The organism is Candidatus Enterococcus murrayae, assembly GCF_017315985.1.
Classification (GTDB): Bacteria; Bacillota; Bacilli; order Lactobacillales; family Enterococcaceae; genus Enterococcus_A; species Enterococcus_A murrayae.
The window spans coordinates 12,947-29,967 of sequence record NZ_JAFLVR010000070.1 but is presented as its reverse complement, the minus strand read 5'-3'; the positions used below and the strand labels follow the sequence as shown (position 1 = coordinate 29,967).

Below are 17,021 nucleotides of genomic sequence, written 5' to 3'. Positions count from 1 at the left end.
GGCTCAATGAAAAAATGGCAGAGAAAAATCATCATCGATGTCCTTATGATGCTGGTTTTAATATTTGGGATTGGAGCCATCGCATATCCTTTTATCGGAAATACCGTCATGTCCTATATTGATCAACAAATTATCGAAAAGGCACAGGAAAAGGCCAATCGAAAAGATCAGGAACATTTAGCAGCGTCTCAAAAGAAAATGTTGGAAAAAAATGCAAAATTGGCTTTAGAAGGAATCAATGCAGGCGGCGATCCTTTTTCTGGAAAAGAAGAGGAACAGGATTTTTCTAAAAACCCTGATTATTTATCGGATCATACGCTTGCCACGATCTCGATTCCTAAGATCGATGTTCGTTTACCGATTTTCGATCGAACCAGTGAGTTTTTTCTCGAACGCGGGGCTTCTTTGCTGGAAGGAACATCCTATCCAATCGGAGGAAAAAATACTCATTCCGTGATTTCTGCCCATCGTGGACTGTCGAATGCGAAATTTTTTACCGATTTGCCTAAGCTAAAAAAGAAGGACCTTTTCTATATTGAGATCGGTGGAAATAGATTTGCTTATAAAGTGATGAAGGTTCAAGTAGTCAAGCCGGAGGAAACCGAACAATTACGAATTGAAGAAGGCAAAGATCTAGTGACATTACTTACATGTACGCCTTATATGGTCAATTCTCATCGCTTATTAGTAACTGGTGAACGGACAAAAGTCCCGGATAAAGCTGAGCAGGAGTTAGATACTTTAAAGAAAAAGCAAAAATGGCTGCTGTTTGTAGTCATTGCTTTAGGACTTCTTCTACTCGCAGGAATCATTTATCTGTTCTGGCGGCGAATCAAAAAGCAGATTATCAGTCATCGCAGCTACAACATTTTAATGCACGGGAAGCAGCAGGATGAATATAAACTATATTATAAAAAAAGTAATAAACCTGTACTTATAAAAAAGAAGCCGATTGTATTGCGGCCGGATGAGGATTTAAAGCTGGTTAGATATAATGTAAGAGGAGGAAACTATGTATTGAAAGGAGAACATGATCAGTATTTTCTATGGATAGACAAAATCAATCAAGCGAATTTTTCATATAAAAATAAATAACATTAATAATTAAAAGCATATTATTTATTTTTTATGTATAATATTCTGGGAAGGTTGGGAGGTTTTTTCTATCAAAATCAAAGTGGATATTATTGACCAGGGAGAGGAAGAACTTGTCCTAAAGGTAAAGTCATTAGATGATGATTTGCTGCGATTAATCAATTCGCTACAAGCGAAAAATGCTTTTTTATGGGTAAATAAGGACGAACAGCTGCATAAAATAAAATTAAGGGATGTCTATTATTTTGAAGCTGTAGAAAAGAAGGTCTTTTTATATACCAAAGATGAGGTCTTTGAAATCAAAGAGAAACTCTATCAGTTAGAAGAAAAATATAAAGATACACAGTATATTCGAGTCTCCAAATCAGTTATTCTTAATATTGAAAAGATTGAATTAATCAGTCCTACCTTTAATGGACGGCTGATAGTGAAGTTGAGGAACGATGAAAAGATCTCTATTTCAAGAAATTATGTTAGAAATCTGAAGAATCAATTGGGGATGGAGGAGTGAGCATGAATAAATGGGTTGTTATTCGGGAATTGACTATCATCTTTACGTTCATATTTACCTTGAGTATCATGTTTGCACTCTTCACCGGCGCAGAACTAACGAATGAAAGTGTGTTTTCTATTCTGATCTTTTCATTAGTATTAGGGGTCGGATGTGTCATCTTCTATATTGATCCTTTAGTGGATTTGCTAGGAGTTTTTTGGATTCAAGCAGCTTATCTCGGCATTATCTTTTCAGCTTTTATCCTTTGTAATCAGTTTTTTGCCTGGAATACTCCTTTAGTACTTATGAAGTGGGTCTTCGTCACCATGGTCGTCGGCTTTTTTATTGGAAAAGCCATTTTATTCAGTGTCAGTGTAAAAATGACAGAACAAATGAACAAACAGTTAAAGAAAAAATTTCAAAAGAAAGATTAGAAATAAATATTTTTCAACAAACTTACGCCAAAGAAGAGGTGGAGAAATGATATCTATATTACTTTTAACAAAGAATATTTTAGTGGAGAAAGAGCTTCAAAAAAAGCTTCAGCGTTTGAATTATGAAGTTTTCTGCTGCTCCAATATGCTTTATTTAATGACCCAGCAGACTAGAAAACTGCCGTTGATCAATTATTTTGATTATGTCATTCTTAGTGAAACGATCTCTGAAAACGAGATGCAGCAAATCCTGGCAGTATTGCCGGAGTCAAAAACTATTTTACGCAAGCTTGAAAAGGAACCGGAAAAACAAATAGAAGGCATTGATGGTTGGATCAGTGAGACAGCGACTGTCGAAGAACTACGAGAAACCCTTTGCCGCTGGGAAAAACGTCCAGTATCACAGGAAACGATTCTTTCACTGGTTGGGAATCGAATCGGCGAAGAATCAGCCATCCAAACTACGGGAACACTCTCTTTATCAAAACTAGAACGACGAGCATTGGAAAAGCTTTATCAAGCAAACGGTAAAGTCATTTCGCGAGAAAATCTCTGTGACTATCTTTGGAAGGACGGTGCAACGAAATCTCGTTTAGCACAGCTTTCGATCCTTATTAAGAAATTACGGATCGCTTTCCAAAAAGACGGAATAGCAGGAGAAACGGTCCAAACTTCTTGGGGCGAGGGTTATTTACTTACCAATACCGCCTTAGAATATTACGAACAGGAACGTGAACAAGAACGGCTGCTTTCGTAAACTTGCTTTCCCCAAAAAAGGTTATCATCAAACGAGAATGACTGTAAGCGTCATATACCTTGGTATATGACGCTTACTTTTTTACATGAATGAAATAGTGAATAAGTGGTGAAAATAATAGAATAATAAGCGTTATATGAGTAATAAGAGGCATATATTAAAAAAAACTCGATGATATACTTAAAACATGATGTTCTTCTTATATAATCATATCTTTTAGATGGAAAATAAGTAGAAATAAATGTTTTTGGTTAAATTCGGGAGGGGAAATTATGAATAAAAAGCAACGGGTAGCAACATCAATTTTAACAATCATAATGATATTAGGTTCGTTTGTACCTAATTTTGGTATGGTGACGGCCGAAGCAGCGGCGAGCAGCAGCCCAACTATTGGACCAGGTGGCGGTGGCGGCTTATTTAACGCGCAGATTAATCCGTCCGATGATAATAATATTGTTATGAATACGGATATGTCGGGGAGCTTCTCAACCATTGATGGAGGCGAAAGCTTTGTTCAACGGAATTTATTAGGAAGCGTGAAGTATTCTTTTAATCCACACAACGAGAATACTGTTTATGCTTATCACGAACATATCTATGTTTCACACGATAAGGGTCAGAATTACGAGAGACTTTATCCACCAGAAAGCAACATCAAGGGATTAGCTTCTGGACTTCAAGAGGGAGTTGAAGTACTTCTTAACGATCCAAATCAGGCGCCAACGCATCGTGTGATGGGACTTACAGTGGATCCAAAAAATGAAAATATCCTTTACTATATTGCTAAAGGTGGGTATGAAGGTAATCGTGCAAAAAATATGAATGCAACAATTCAAAAATCAGTTGATGGTGGGAAAAGCTGGAAAACGGTAGCTGAATTTCCAGAAGGAAAATTCACCTTTCACCGCTATGTAACAAATAGTTTTGAGAAATACATGAAGCTTTATATTGATCCAGATTCTCCAGAGAATAAGCGAGAAATTACTGCATTAACGAGTGATGGAATCTATAAGGTTGTTGATGATGGTTCAGGAAATATTGAAACAATTTCTGATATGACCTCAAGGAACGGAGATTGGTATTACGACGAAAAGACAAAGAAAACTACTTTCTATGTCATAGAAACAGATGTGAGGATTACACCAAAAGGTGATGAAGAATATACCTATAAAGAGTTGTTACGTTCAACAGATTGCAAGAATTGGGTGAGTGTTTCAAAAAATTATCAGGATTCCAATATTGGAACTGACCGAAAAATAGCCGGAGTTGCAGTTAATGGTGATAAGGTCTACATGAGTTTTCGAACGTCTAACGGGAAACACCAGACTTTCGGTGTTGGTGTCGCAGTTTCTGATGATGCTGGGGAAACTTGGGCGACGAGTTTGAAAGGTTGGGATACAGGCAACATAACTGGACATAACTGGACAGAGATAATCGGAAGCGACGTCCCATCTCTGGGATGGAATGGTGTTGAAACTGGATTGACTGTTTCAAAGACAAATCCAGATATTGCGGTCAGTACGAATCATGGAAACGCCTATATTACTAAAGATGGCGGAAAAACTTGGAAAGATACTAATAGTGATTTTGATATAAATACTCAATATGGTTCCACTAGAGGGATTGATCAGATTACTAGTTGGGACGTAGATGTGGATCCATTTGATTCCAACCATATGTTTATGAGTTATTCAGATGTTGGGCTGTTTGAATCAACAGATGGTGGGAAAAATTGGAAAAGATCTCAGAAAAACGGAATACCTGAGCAGGTTTATTATTCCAATTCTTGTTATGCATTTACATTTGATCCGGATATTGAAGGATTATGTTTTGCTGGTTTTACAGGAATTCATGACATGAATATTGGATCTTACGTTTCTAGGGTAATCCAACTAGCAAATGCAACAGATGAAAATGCGAACCGAAAATTTGAATCATTTACAGGCGGGATTGTACGTTCAACAGATAGTGGGAAAAGCTGGAAAGCCAGTGGAGTAATTGGTGAAGTACCGATTCGGGATAATGATGGTGTTTCTGGATTGCCAGACCGAGCTGTTGTAACGGATATCGTTATTGATCCTAAAAGTCCAAAAGAAGCAGACAAACGTGTTGTTTACGCTTCGTGTATGGGGTACGGTGTCTATAAATCAGAAGATGGTGGTCAAACTTGGAGAAAATTTATTGATGGAATGGGCGATGCAAAACAGCAAACACCTTGGCGACTAACTTGGACACCAGATTACTCACGTTTATATGTTATTTTCGCACCAACAGGCGGGGCAGCGCCGGGAAATTATGATCAACAATTAGCCTTGTTGGATTACCATCCAGATGATGGGCCTGTTTATTACTTAGAACGAGATGCAAAAGAATGGAAAAAATTAGCATCAATGCCCACAGAAGGAATGCCACCGAATAGAAAAGGACACGATTATGTAGCTGCATTTAATGGGCTTTCTGTTGACTCGCAAGGGAATATCTATGCAGCTGGACGTGCAGCGTCAGTAAATGGAGAACCTGGTAAAAGGGACTATGGTGGCGGCTGGGTTTCTCAAGATGATGGAAAGACCTGGAAGATGATTTACCCTTCAACTGCTAACGTTTATGATTTGCAAGTAGATAGTCGTAACGATAATGTATTGTATCTTTGTAATACAGTAGGTGGGGAAGTCTATGTTTCATATAAAGGTGCTAATACTAGTTTTGACGACTGGATAAAACTTGATGAGTTTCAACATATGGTGCCAACAAGGGTCCTAGAAGATACAAGAGATCCATCCCAAATGTATGCAACGACATTTGGTGGGGGAATTTGGCATTTAGGGTTGCCACAGACTGTTAAGACCGAAACACATAAGCTGACTTATGATGGTAACGGGAATACAAGTGGAACAGCACCAGTAGAGGCCTCATCACATGAGAAGAAGAGCAAGGTTACATTGAAGGATGAAGGTACTCTTAAAAAGACTGACAAGAAGTTCGTTGGTTGGAATACAAAAAAAGATGGCAGTGGAACCATGTATCAGCCGGATGACAAAATGTTGATTGTTCGTGATACAGTTCTGTATGCACAATGGCGGGATAGTAATAAGAAGTACTCATTGAGCTATGATGGCAATGAAAGCACGAAGGGAACGGTCCCATCAGATGATAAATCACCTTATACATTGAGTAGTGAAATTACTGTCTTAGAACCAGGTGATTTAGAAAAAGAAGGATATCTTTTTAATGGTTGGAATACAGAAAAAGATGGTAGCGGAACGGCCTACAAGCCTAGCGACACGTTTAAGATTATTGATGATACGGTTTTATACGCGCAATGGGAGAAAGGGTTAAAAATAACCTACGTAGGCAATGGGAACGATGAGGGTGAAGTTCCTGTTGATGATGAAGGGCCCCATTTGAAAAATACGAAAGTACCTGTGAAGGGCGCCAACGGCATGACCAAAGAAAAGCATGTATTTGCTGGATGGTGTACTAAAGCAGATTACACTGGAGCAGTTTATAAAGAGGGTCAAACAATTGACATCACTGAAGATACTACATTGTATGCTTATTGGGTACGAGAGCTCAAGGTTACGTATCATGGTAATGGACATGATGATGGAGCACCGCCAGTAGATGAAGAAGCCCACGGTGTTGGTGATCCAATCACTCCATTGGTTCCTGACTATCTATTTAAAGAAGGACATACCTTTAATGAGTGGAATACTAAACCAGATGGAAGTGGAACGACCTATAGTTCTAGAAATAAATATGGGATTGATGATGATTTAGACTTATATGCTCAATGGAAAAAAATTGTTCCAAACGGAAAAGATATACCTGTTCGCTATGCTAAACAGGCTGATGAGCAAGGCGTGGCACCGATTGATGCAAGTTCCCCATACAAACACGGAGATACAGCGACTGTGAAGGGCAATGGAGAATTGAAAAAAGAAGGGTATAAATTTGTTGGTTGGACGAACCGCATGGAATTGACTGGTAGAGTATATAAACCAGGACAAAAGGTAGCTCTTGTGGGAGACATGATTTTTTGGGCTGTGTGGGAAGAAGATGATGGTGGTGATCCAGAAGGTGAATCGTACACACTGACTTACGATGGCAATGGAAATACAAGTGGAACAGCACCAGTTGATTCTAAGTCACCTTACAATGAAAATAGCAGTGTTACAGTTTTAACAGCTGGTAACTTGGAAAAAGCAGGTTACTCTTTCGAAGGCTGGAATACTGAAAAGGATGGCAAAGGGACAGCGTATAGTGCTGGGGGAACATTTAAAATCACTAAAGATACTGTTCTATACGCACAATGGAAAGAAGTTCCAGTAGAAAGTACTGAATGCACTATCGTATACAGAAATACTGATGCAACTGGAGGTGAGATTCCGGTTGATGAAAAATCACCGTATCTGAAAAACAGTGTTGTAGAGATCATGGATCGCAATACTTTGGTACGAGAAGGATACAAATTTATTGGTTGGACAAATAGAATGGAAGCTGGAGGCAGAGTATATAAACCTGGTGAACAAATCACCATTAAGGCAAATATGATTATGTGGCCAGCTTGGGAAGCGAAAGAGAAGTTTGACGTGACATTTGAAACAGATGGTGGTTCATCCGTCGCGAAACAGACAGTAGAAGATGGAAGCAAAGCAAGTAAACCATCTGATCCGACGAAAGCGGGTTATGACTTTACCGGCTGGTACAAAGATGCCGACTGTAAAGAAGTGTTCGATTTCGATACCGAGGTAATTACGCAAGCGACGACCATCTACGCAGGTTGGAAAGAAAAGGCGAAAGAGAAATTCGATGTAACCTTCGAGACAGACGGCGGTTCTGCAATACCAAAACAGACAGTAGAAGATGGCGCAAAAGCCGCGAAGCCAACAGACCCAACGAAAGCAGGCTACGACTTTACTGGTTGGTATAAGGATGCCGACTGTAAAGAGGTCTTCGATTTCGATAAGGAAACGATCACGGAAGCGACAACCATCTACGCAGGCTGGAAAGAAAAAGCGAAAGAGAAGTTTGAAGTAACGTTTGAAACAGACGGCGGCTCATCCGTCGCGAAACAGACAGTAGAAGACGGCTCGAAAGTAAGTAAGCCAACAGACCCAACGAAAGCAGGCTACGACTTTACTGGTTGGTACAAAGATGCAGGTTGTACGGAAGCGTTCGATTTCGATAAAGAAACGATCACGGAAGCGACAACCATCTACGCAGGCTGGAAAGAAAAAGCGAAAGAGAAATTAGATGTAACGTTTGAGACTGACGGTGGTTCTGCAATACCGAAACAGACAGTAGAAGACGGCTCGAAAGCAAGCAAGCCAACAGATCCAACGAAAGCGGGTTACGACTTTACTGGCTGGTACAAAGATGCCGACTGTAAAGAAGTGTTCGATTTCGATAAAGAAACGATCACGCAAGCAACGACCATCTATGCAGGCTGGAAAGAAAAGGCGAAAGAGAAATTCGAAGTAACGTTTGAAACTGACGGCGGTTCTGCAATACCGAAACAGACAGTAGAAGACGGCTCGAAAGCAAGCAAGCCAACAGATCCAATGAAAGCGGGTTACGACTTTACTGGCTGGTACAAAGATGCGGACTGTAAAGAAGCCTTTGATTTCGATAAAGAAACGATCACGAAAGCTACTACAATCTATGCAGGTTGGAAAGAAAAGGCGAAAGAGAAATTCGAAGTAACGTTTGAAACGGACGGCGGTTCGGCAATACCGAAACAGACAGTAGAAGATGGCGCAAAAGCAAGCAAGCCAACAGATCCAACGAAAGCAGGATACGACTTTACTGGTTGGTACAAAGATGCTGACTGTAAAGAGGCATTCGATTTCGATAAAGAAACGATCACGAAAGCGACGACCATCTACGCAGGCTGGAAGGCCAAAGCAAAAGAAAAATTCGAAGTAACCTTCGAAACGGATGGCGGCTCATCCGTCACAAAACAAACAGTAGAAGACGGCTCGAAAGTAAGTAAGCCATCAGATCCAACGAAAGCGGGCTACGACTTTACCGGTTGGTACAAAGATGCAGACTGTAAAGAGGCATTCGATTTCGATAAAGAAACGATCACGGAAGCGACGACCATCTACGCAGGCTGGAAGGCCAAAGCAAAAGAAAAATTCGATGTAACCTTCGAAACAGACGGTGGGTCAGCGGTCACAAAACAAACAGTAGAAGATGGCTCGAAAGCAAGTAAGCCAACAGACCCAACGAAAGCGGGCTACGACTTTACTGGCTGGTACAAAGATGCGGACTGTAAAGAAGCGTTCGATTTCGATAAAGAAACGATCACGGAAGTGACGACCATCTATGCAGGCTGGAAAGTCAAAGCGAAAGAGAAGTTTGATGTTATCTTCGACAGTAATGGCGGTTCCGTTGTCGCAAAACAAACGATCGAAGACGGTAGTAAAGCAACGGAGCCAACGGATCCAACGAAAGCAGGTTATATTTTTGAAGGCTGGTATAAGGAGCAAACGTTCTTAACTCTGTTTGATTTTACAAATGAAACGATTACTGAAAATGTAACGCTTTATGCCAAATGGAAGCAGGAAGATATTACAATTCCAAGTCATCAAGTTACTTTTGAACTGGACAATGGCGAAGCACCAATTAAGCAAGAAGTACAAGATGGAGAGAAACTAGCTCGCCCACTTGATCCGACAAAACCTGGATATAAATTTGCTGGTTGGTACAAAGATGCTCAACATACCAAGGTATTTGATTTTGACAATGAAACAATTTCTGCTAATTTGTCAATCTATGCTAAATGGGAAAAACTTGAAGAGTATAGAGTAACTTTCGATACAGGTGGTGGTGATCCGCTTGATGATCAAATGATATTGGAAGGCGATTGTGTTGTCGCACCGGCTGATCCTACAAGACCTGGATATATCTTTACTGGTTGGTATAAAGATCCAAATGGATTGGAAGAGTTTGACTTCACGAAGGAAATTTCTGAAGATACAATCATCTACGCACTTTGGAAGCAAGAAACTTACCAAGTCGATTATCAGACGAATGGCGGCGATGAGATTGAGTCAGAAATCGTCAATAGCGGCGAACTGATCACGAAGCCAGAAGAGCCAAGTCGGGCAGGCTATACTTTTGAAGGCTGGTATAAAGATAAAGAATTAACTGAAGCGTATGATTTCAATACACCAGTGACTGAAAATCTGGTCTTGTATGCAAAATGGTTAAAAAATGTGGAAACAGAGTATACGGTAACGTATGAAGTGAATGGTGGAAGTAAAGTTGCATCAGAAACAGTTAAGAAAGGTGAACTGTTTGGGAAGCCGAAAGATCCAAGTCGGGAAAGCTATACTTTTGCTGGTTGGTATACGGATAAAGAATTAACAAAAGCGTATGACTTCAATACACCAGCGACAGAAAACTTAGTCTTGTATGCGAAATGGGTACAAAATGTAGAAACGAAATACACAGTATCATATGAGGTGAATGGTGGAAGTAAAGTTGCATCAGAAACAGTTAAGAAAGGCAATCCGTTCACGAAGCCAAATGATCCAAGTCGATCAGGCTATACTTTCGAAGGCTGGTATACGGATAAAGAGTTAACGAAAGCGTATGATTTCGCTACACCAGCAACTGGGAACCTTGTCTTGTATGCAAAATGGGTACAAAATGTAGAAAAAGAATATACGGTAACATATGAAACAAATGGTGGTAGTAAAACGGAATCAGAGACAGTTAAGGCAAATACACCGTTTACACAACCAACAGCTCCAAGTAAGGAAGGATATACCTTTGAGGGCTGGTACACAGATGAGGAATTGACTCAAGCATATGACTTCGCTACACTAGCGACAAGTGATATCACTTTGTATGCGAAGTGGAAGAAAAATGGTGCAACAACGAGCAATAACTATAGTGGAGGATATAGTAACGGAATTTTTGGAGGCAACCAATCCAGTATTGGCAATGCTTCAAAACAGAAATCTCTTCCAGAAACAGGTTCAGTTCAATCTCCGTATCTGTTATTTACAGGGTTTGTATTCGTAGGACTTGCAGCCTTCGCTGTACTGAAACGTAAAAAATTGAAATAAGATTAAGAAGAGGTCACTTCCCACTAATTATGAGTGGGAAGGACCTTTTGTTATATTTATGAGTAATGTATATTTGACTGCTGGAAAGTTATCTTAGAGATTTTCCACCAACTTAATAGAGGGGCATTTTTAAAGTTTTCTTTCACAGAAGATATTCAGTGGGCACTGTGCAAGGTAAGATTTGAAGAAATAGCAAAGAGGCTTTTCTTCTTTGTTAATTAACAGTTCTCAACATGTCAATTAGCGTCTAATGATAAAAGCAATTCTTCCAAGGAAATATGCCTCCGCATCGTGAAAGATTACCTCCATCAACTAAATTGTACTAGGCTTAATGCACAAATCCCATAAAACTGGAAAGAATTTATGTAACGCATTACGAATGACCCTTTTGGGCTTTTAATAAATAAGAAAACCAACGATTCCTGCCAGACACATCAGAAAAATTGGATTGGGCTTGAATCTTCGCAAGATCATCAATGCTGCGGCGAATAATATTGCCGCTTGCCAATCAAAACGAGAAAACAGGCTGCGGGATAATTCAGATGTTCCAAAAAAAGTCATCGTTAGAATCGTAAAGCCGGCGGACATGATCAAACCAACCGATGAGGCTTTCAGGCTCTTTAATGCCGCAGAAACAAAAATGGATTCTTGATATTTTTGAAAGAATTGGTACAAGCAGATTGAAATGATGCAGCCGCCGAGAATACAACCGATTGTTGCTACAAGGGCGCCGTAGATCCCATTAATCTGCATACCGACAAAGGTTGAGGTGTTGACCGCCAATGGTCCGGGCGTCATCTGTGAGATCGTGATAATATCGGCGAAAACCTGCTCGCTCAGCCATTCCTGCTGGTAAACGACCTGCTCTTGGATCAGCGGAATGATGGTATAGCCGCCGCCGATACTAAACAAACCGATTTTTAGAAAAGTCTCAAATAATTGCATTATTGCCCCTCTTTCTTCTGCTGATAGTATGTGTACACCAGACAACTCCCGATGCTGAACAACAGAATATAGATGACATTCAAATTAAAAAAGACATTCGCAATAAAGGCAAAGGGAACCAGTGCGCTTAGTAATTTTGAATGTTCTTGTCGAATCAACTGATACATATCGATCACTATATCGATGATCAATGCGGTCACGCAAGCCTGCATCCCTTTTAATACGGCCATGACTGTTTGATTGGCGGCAAAAGCTGCATACCAATTTGAGATCAATCCCAAGATCACTAGGGGAGGGATGATGGAGCAGATGGCTCCGATGAACACGCCTAACATGCCAGCAACTTTTTTTCCGGCGAGTACACTGAGGTTGATAGCGATGGCCCCGGGAGAAGACTGTGCGACAGCAGCCATCTCCATTAGTTCGTCGTTGGTAAACAAGCCCTTTTTTTCCACATAGTATTTACGAATCATCGGAACGACCACGTAGCCGCCACCGAATGTAAAGGCGCTGATAAATAAATTTATACCTGCTAACCATGAGTAAAATTTTAATTTTGTCATGGAATCCCCCTTCTGTTTGCTTTTCTTCTAGTATAAAGGTTGGTTTGGCATGTGTGAAATGATAGTATTACCATACAAGTATGAATAGAATTCATGGGAGGTTACTGATGAACTTTAAGCAGTGTGTCATTTTTCGTGAGATCGCGAGGACAAAAAATTTTACGAGAGCAGCGAATAATCTATATCTGACGCAATCGGCGGTGTCTCATGCAGTAAAGGACTTAGAGGATGAAGCGGGCACCCAGCTTTTTGAACGGCTGCATCGCGGTGTAGAAATGACTCCTGCCGGTGAGCTATTTCTACGTGAAATTCAGCCGCTTATCGAGGGGTTTGAGTCAGTAGAAGCCCATCTGCCGAATTTAGAAAAACAGCCGCCGCTAAAAATTGCTTCCTGCATCACCTATGCGCAAACTGAATTGCCGCAGCTGCTGCGCAGATTTACTGAAAAATATCCAGCGGCCAGCTTCAATGTCCAAGTTTTTCCGGCTTCTGATTCTATCGCTCGTTTAGAACGCGGGGAGGTAGATTTGGCCTTTATCGAAGGGCATATCCTGCAGCCAGCTTTTGAATCTAAAAAAATTGCAGATTATCGCTTGTGTGTGGTTGCGGCTGCCGATGCCAAAGAGTCTCAGCTCAGTTTTGAAGAGCTTATCCAGCGGCCGCTATTATTGCGAGAGCGAGGAAGTGCGGTGCGGGAGGCCTTTGAATCAGTCGCTGTTTTACAGGGGTTTAAGCTGTTTCCAGCTTGGGAAAGCATTGATTCGCAGGCGTTGATTTCAGCGCTAAAAGCGGGCTTTGGTCTGTCTGTGCTGCCTTATCGATTGGTCAAGGAAGAGCTTTTGCAGGGCAGCTTGAAAGAAATCAAGATCGATGATTGGCAGCTGACCAATGATATTACGGTTTTAGTTCGCAAGAGCCGTTACCAACCAAGGATGCTGGCTGATTTTTGGAAAATGCTGCATCCGATAGAATGAGTAATTGTACAAGTTTATTCAAAAGACTTTCTAAAATAGTCACCATATATTAGAATATTGAACAGAAAGGGGTTATTGGGTTATGAAAACGACTGCTGAATTAAAGGCAGAGGCAAAGAATGCGCTGAGAGGAAAATGGGGACAGGCCGTCATCTTAAACTTGATTCCGACATTATTGACGGTAGCGGTGTTGTTTTTTGTCGTATTATCAGGGGTTATCTGGTTCTTTATTCATGGATCAGGCGATAATATGATTTCTTCTGTTTCAGAGTATCAACAAAACAATGCGAGCGGTGGGGGAACGAGTCTGGTTTCTTCAATTATCAGCGCACTGTTTATGAGTGGGATTTCTTGGACGTATTTGGATTTAATAAGAGGGGAACGAACTCATATTGAACCATTGAAGGATGCGTTTCGCGGGTTTCAAGGCGTGTTTATCGGCGGTGTTATCCTATTAGCATTGCTTACCAATATTTTTACTACTTTATGGACATTTCTATTTATTATTCCTGGGATCGTAAAAGCGTATGCTTATTCCCAAAGCTATTTTATCTATTATGATCAAATCCAGCAAACGGGTGAAAAGCCGAAAGTACTGGATACGATTACGGCCAGTCGTCGCTTGATGGATGGGCATAAGGGACGCTTGTTTTGGCTGGACCTTACGTTTATCGGCTGGTACATTGTCATTGCATTGACCCTAGGGATCGCCTACTTATGGGTAGCCCCTTATATTTCGGCTACTAAAGCGGCTTTCTACGAAGATTTGCAAGCCAATATCTAAAAAAACGTCTGAGCTCAATGAAGATTGAGCCAGACGTCTTTTTATGCAAATTTCTTCTTATTTTGGATCGCCAACAAACGCGGCAAAAGATCCGATTTATAATCGGCGTTCAGGATATTGATTAGATAGTAGTCACTATTTTGTGACGGCAGCAGTTCTTTGAATGTCGTAATAAAGAGATCGATCGGTTCATCTGGCTGCGGCTGAAAAACAATTTCTATGAAGTTTAGATTGTTCAGAAATTTAACGACATGCTGTAAATAGAGATAGTTGGGGATGGAAACTAGCCCGACACGGATTTTTTCATTATTCGCGCTAAAAAGCGGCAGCAGGTTCAAGCACAAGGTCCTTGAGAGCGACTCATTGACTGCCGTCAGCCATTCGAGCTTTCTGCGGCGGCTTAATTTCTGGATCGCTTTTTTGACAGCTGGATATAACTCGCGATACAGCTCCGATTGCAGAAACTGTTCCTTATTGCCTGTTTCAAAAAGCATCGGGATTTTTTTCTTTTGAATCGAGTAGCCCAAAAAGGTTCGAGCAATGTTATTCAATAATATTTTTTCTTCGTGCTCGTCTAATAGATTTTGTAACAGCTCTTTTGCACAATAGCGATAAAAGCTGTCGATAGCCAAGCATAAGGGATCGCGTTCTTCCACATTTTTCGCGTAATAAAGCATTAACGGATTGAGCTTATGGGCATCCTTTTTGACCGAATAGGGATAGTAATAGAATAGGTAATTGAAAAATTCTACATTTCGTTTGATCTGCACAGGTGATTCTAGCAGATTGGACAGATAGCGTTCAAGCAGCGGAGTTGTTTGTGAGAATAGCAAATCATCAAAGGGTGCCTCGTTTAAAAAATTCTTTTGCTCATTTCGCAGGCGGCAGACAAGCAGCATCAGGCGGAGCAATTTAGGATGAAGATGCAAAGGGAACAGGGACAATAATTCTCTGAGTAAATGATCTTCAGCAGTAAAATCTAGCTCGTCTTTTGTTAAATCTTCTCCTAATGAAGCAGCCCAAAGTGCTTTGATGTAGAATAAGCGAATCACGGCTTCGTGACCAGACAGCGTCATTTTTGAAAAATTGAGCTGGATATTGCATTCGGTCAGATAATCGATCAGCGGCCGCATTCTGCGTAAGGTCGTGGACTCGCTGACGTAATTTTCTTTGCTGAAGTCTGAAAGTTTTTTCTCGGGCTGGAATAAGGAGGTCGCTATAAAGCGATAAGGAACGGAATGTCTAACCTGGGAAATCAGAAATCGATTTGACCGTTCAGGGTCGCTTTTCCAATAAATTTTTGAAGCTTGAATAAATAGCGGTTTTTCCTTAAGCTCGATGAGGGTGTCATTGAGCTCACGCAGCATCTGTAAAAAGGGTTGATAATTGCAGTCGAATTTATGACTGAGGGTGTGGACGGAATACTCACCTTCAGGATACCCTTCCATCCGCTTGAAAAACTGGATTTTTTTCTGCTGCTGATTGGTCAAAAACAGTTCTCTAAACATGCGCTTCACGCCTTTCTATAGAAATCTCATTTCTCACAAAAGTTATTTATAAGTTGATTTTAGCATAGCCCACATTCACTGAATGTTAAGACCATGCATCGATTGACTTTAAAAATTCGTCAATGACTGCGAATAATTGATCAATTGATGAAAAATAGTTCTATTTGAACGTTTTTTTACTGAAAAAGCTTTGCTAGGAGCCTCAAATGTTCGTTGTTCTCTTACCTGTACCAAAAAAATTATGATCCGTTCAAAATATGGATAGTTATTTTTAAGGAGAAAGTAACGATACCTATTAAAGGGAGGAAGAGCTGGCTTAATAGTGTTCATTTGATTCGTAGAAAATCAGGTTGGTAGCGCTCTTTTTTTACGCTATACTGAGAGTAATATAGTGAAGGGATGGTGCAATATATGATTGATCATTTGAGTATCGGTGTGTCTGATTTAGCAAAAAGCAAAGCCTTTTATGAAGAAGCGTTGAAGCCGTTGGGGTATCAGGTGAAAATTGAGATGGCGCATGGCGTATGCTTTGGTGCCGATGGTGGAGATCTCTGGATCGTAAAAAACGAACCAAGTAAGGTTCATCTAGCATTTGGAGCAAAGGAACGAGCCTCCGTTGATCAGTTTTATCAAGCAGCCATAAAGGCTGGCGGAGCAGATAATGGCGCGCCAGGATTACGGCCGCATTATCATGAGAATTACTATGGGGCATTTGTTTTTGATCCGGATGGGTACAATATTGAAGCTGTTTGTCACAAAGAAGCTTAGAGGAAGTGTCGGCTGAAAGGCCGGCCTTTTTTTGTTATGATGAAGGCAGCAAAGGCGGTGCATGAATGGTGAAAAAGTCATACTGGTACAGCGAGCGATGGGGAAAACCAACGCGTGATGACCGAATGCTGTTTCTGCTGCTGACGGTCGGTGTTTTTCAAGCCGGATTAAGCTGGCAGGCAGCTGCGGGGAAGCGTGAGGTGTTCGAGAAAAATTTTTGCGGGATGGATTTTTACAAGGTAGCAGCTTTCTTTCCAGAGGATATCGAAAGAATTGCAGAAGATCCAGAAATGATTCGCAATCGACGAAAAATCAAAGCGGTGGTACAAAATGCACGAGCAATCGTCACACTGCTTGAAGACTATGACAGCTTTGCTGATTATCTTTGGGATTTTGTAGGCGGCGTACCAATCGTTCATGAGTATGAGCAGGTGGATGAAGTCCCTAATACGTTACCGGAAGCTACCGTAATCGCTAAGGATATGAAAAAAAGAGGATTTACTTTTGTTGGACCGATCGTTACCTGTATGTTCCTTAAAGCAGCAGGTATCATGCAGGATCGTGTCTGGAATACGGATTAATTCTATATAAAAATAAAAAGAACAGCCAATTTTGTACCTAA

Annotated in this window: 12 protein-coding genes; 9 read left to right on the top strand and 3 right to left on the bottom strand. The window is 40.7% G+C overall.

Annotated features, from left to right (window positions below; translation table 11 throughout):
• Window positions 1–6: 6 nt before the first annotated feature.
• The 5 genes from JZO85_RS20710 to JZO85_RS20690 all read left to right on the top strand — a co-directional run bounded on the left by JZO85_RS20710 (window position 7) and on the right by JZO85_RS20690 (window position 10,857).
• Complete coding sequence (locus JZO85_RS20710; protein WP_207110418.1) at window positions 7–1,095, top strand: class C sortase; 1,089 nt, start codon at window positions 7–9, stop codon at window positions 1,093–1,095.
• 82 nt (window positions 1,096–1,177) lie between these two features.
• Window positions 1,178–1,606 (top strand): LytTR family DNA-binding domain-containing protein, encoded by a 429-nt coding sequence (locus JZO85_RS20705; protein ID WP_347401814.1) that lies wholly within the window; start codon window positions 1,178–1,180, stop codon window positions 1,604–1,606.
• Window positions 1,607–1,608: 2 nt separating this feature from the next.
• Window positions 1,609–2,022: a hypothetical protein gene (locus JZO85_RS20700; RefSeq protein ID WP_207110417.1), complete on the top strand. Its 414-nt coding sequence runs from the start codon at window positions 1,609–1,611 to the stop codon at window positions 2,020–2,022.
• Window positions 2,023–2,068: 46 nt separating this feature from the next.
• The gene (locus JZO85_RS20695) at window positions 2,069–2,779 is read left to right on the top strand and encodes a winged helix-turn-helix domain-containing protein (protein WP_207110416.1); all 711 of its coding nucleotides are present in this window, start codon (window positions 2,069–2,071) and stop codon (window positions 2,777–2,779) included.
• A gap of 272 nt (window positions 2,780–3,051) precedes the next feature.
• Complete coding sequence (locus JZO85_RS20690; protein WP_207110415.1) at window positions 3,052–10,857, top strand: InlB B-repeat-containing protein; 7,806 nt, start codon at window positions 3,052–3,054, stop codon at window positions 10,855–10,857.
• A gap of 396 nt (window positions 10,858–11,253) precedes the next feature.
• Here JZO85_RS20690 and JZO85_RS20685 read toward each other — a convergent pair whose 3' ends face one another.
• Together JZO85_RS20685 and JZO85_RS20680 are read right to left on the bottom strand one after the other, a co-directional pair.
• Window positions 11,254–11,802, bottom strand: coding sequence for a chromate transporter (locus tag JZO85_RS20685; protein ID WP_207110414.1), 549 nt, complete (start codon window positions 11,800–11,802; stop codon window positions 11,254–11,256).
• The gene (locus JZO85_RS20680) at window positions 11,802–12,365 is read right to left on the bottom strand and encodes a chromate transporter (protein WP_207110413.1); all 564 of its coding nucleotides are present in this window, start codon (window positions 12,363–12,365) and stop codon (window positions 11,802–11,804) included. The genes JZO85_RS20685 and JZO85_RS20680 overlap by 1 nt, the downstream gene beginning before the upstream one ends.
• Window positions 12,366–12,472: 107 nt before the next feature.
• Between JZO85_RS20680 and JZO85_RS20675 the strand changes: the two genes are divergently transcribed.
• Together JZO85_RS20675 and JZO85_RS20670 are read left to right on the top strand one after the other, a co-directional pair.
• Window positions 12,473–13,339, top strand: coding sequence for a LysR family transcriptional regulator (locus tag JZO85_RS20675; RefSeq protein WP_207110412.1), 867 nt, complete (start codon window positions 12,473–12,475; stop codon window positions 13,337–13,339).
• Between the two features lie 82 nt (window positions 13,340–13,421).
• Window positions 13,422–14,123, top strand: a complete 702-nt coding sequence (locus tag JZO85_RS20670; protein WP_207110411.1) for a DUF975 family protein — start codon at window positions 13,422–13,424, stop codon at window positions 14,121–14,123.
• A 41-nt stretch (window positions 14,124–14,164) separates the two neighbouring features.
• Here JZO85_RS20670 and JZO85_RS20665 read toward each other — a convergent pair whose 3' ends face one another.
• A complete protein-coding gene (locus tag JZO85_RS20665; RefSeq protein ID WP_207110410.1) occupies window positions 14,165–15,631 on the bottom strand; it encodes a helix-turn-helix domain-containing protein in 1,467 nt (488 codons plus the stop codon).
• Window positions 15,632–16,042: 411 nt separating this feature from the next.
• Between JZO85_RS20665 and JZO85_RS20660 the strand changes: the two genes are divergently transcribed.
• Both JZO85_RS20660 and JZO85_RS20655 read left to right on the top strand, forming a co-directional pair.
• Window positions 16,043–16,399 carry a VOC family protein gene (locus tag JZO85_RS20660; protein ID WP_207110409.1) on the top strand — a complete coding sequence of 119 codons (357 nt, stop codon included), beginning with the start codon at window positions 16,043–16,045 and terminating at the stop codon, window positions 16,397–16,399.
• A 68-nt stretch (window positions 16,400–16,467) separates the two neighbouring features.
• Window positions 16,468–16,980 (top strand): DNA-3-methyladenine glycosylase I, encoded by a 513-nt coding sequence (locus JZO85_RS20655; RefSeq protein WP_430732926.1) that lies wholly within the window; start codon window positions 16,468–16,470, stop codon window positions 16,978–16,980.
• Window positions 16,981–17,021: the final 41 nt, after the last annotated feature.

Bases quoted from the DNA above. Each gene is read 5' to 3' on its own strand.
- JZO85_RS20665 (WP_207110410.1), bottom strand. From the start codon at position 15,631: ATGTTTAGAGAACTGTTTTTGACCAATCAGCAGCAGAAAAAAATCCAG.
- JZO85_RS20710 (WP_207110418.1), top strand. From the start codon at position 7: ATGAAAAAATGGCAGAGAAAAATCATCATCGATGTCCTTATGATGCTG.
- JZO85_RS20700 (WP_207110417.1), top strand. From the start codon at position 1,609: ATGAATAAATGGGTTGTTATTCGGGAATTGACTATCATCTTTACGTTC.
- JZO85_RS20695 (WP_207110416.1), top strand. From the start codon at position 2,069: ATGATATCTATATTACTTTTAACAAAGAATATTTTAGTGGAGAAAGAG.
- JZO85_RS20685 (WP_207110414.1), bottom strand. From the start codon at position 11,802: ATGCAATTATTTGAGACTTTTCTAAAAATCGGTTTGTTTAGTATCGGC.
- JZO85_RS20675 (WP_207110412.1), top strand. From the start codon at position 12,473: ATGAACTTTAAGCAGTGTGTCATTTTTCGTGAGATCGCGAGGACAAAA.
- JZO85_RS20670 (WP_207110411.1), top strand. From the start codon at position 13,422: ATGAAAACGACTGCTGAATTAAAGGCAGAGGCAAAGAATGCGCTGAGA.
- JZO85_RS20690 (WP_207110415.1), top strand. From the start codon at position 3,052: ATGAATAAAAAGCAACGGGTAGCAACATCAATTTTAACAATCATAATG.
- JZO85_RS20660 (WP_207110409.1), top strand. From the start codon at position 16,043: ATGATTGATCATTTGAGTATCGGTGTGTCTGATTTAGCAAAAAGCAAA.
- JZO85_RS20680 (WP_207110413.1), bottom strand. From the start codon at position 12,365: ATGACAAAATTAAAATTTTACTCATGGTTAGCAGGTATAAATTTATTT.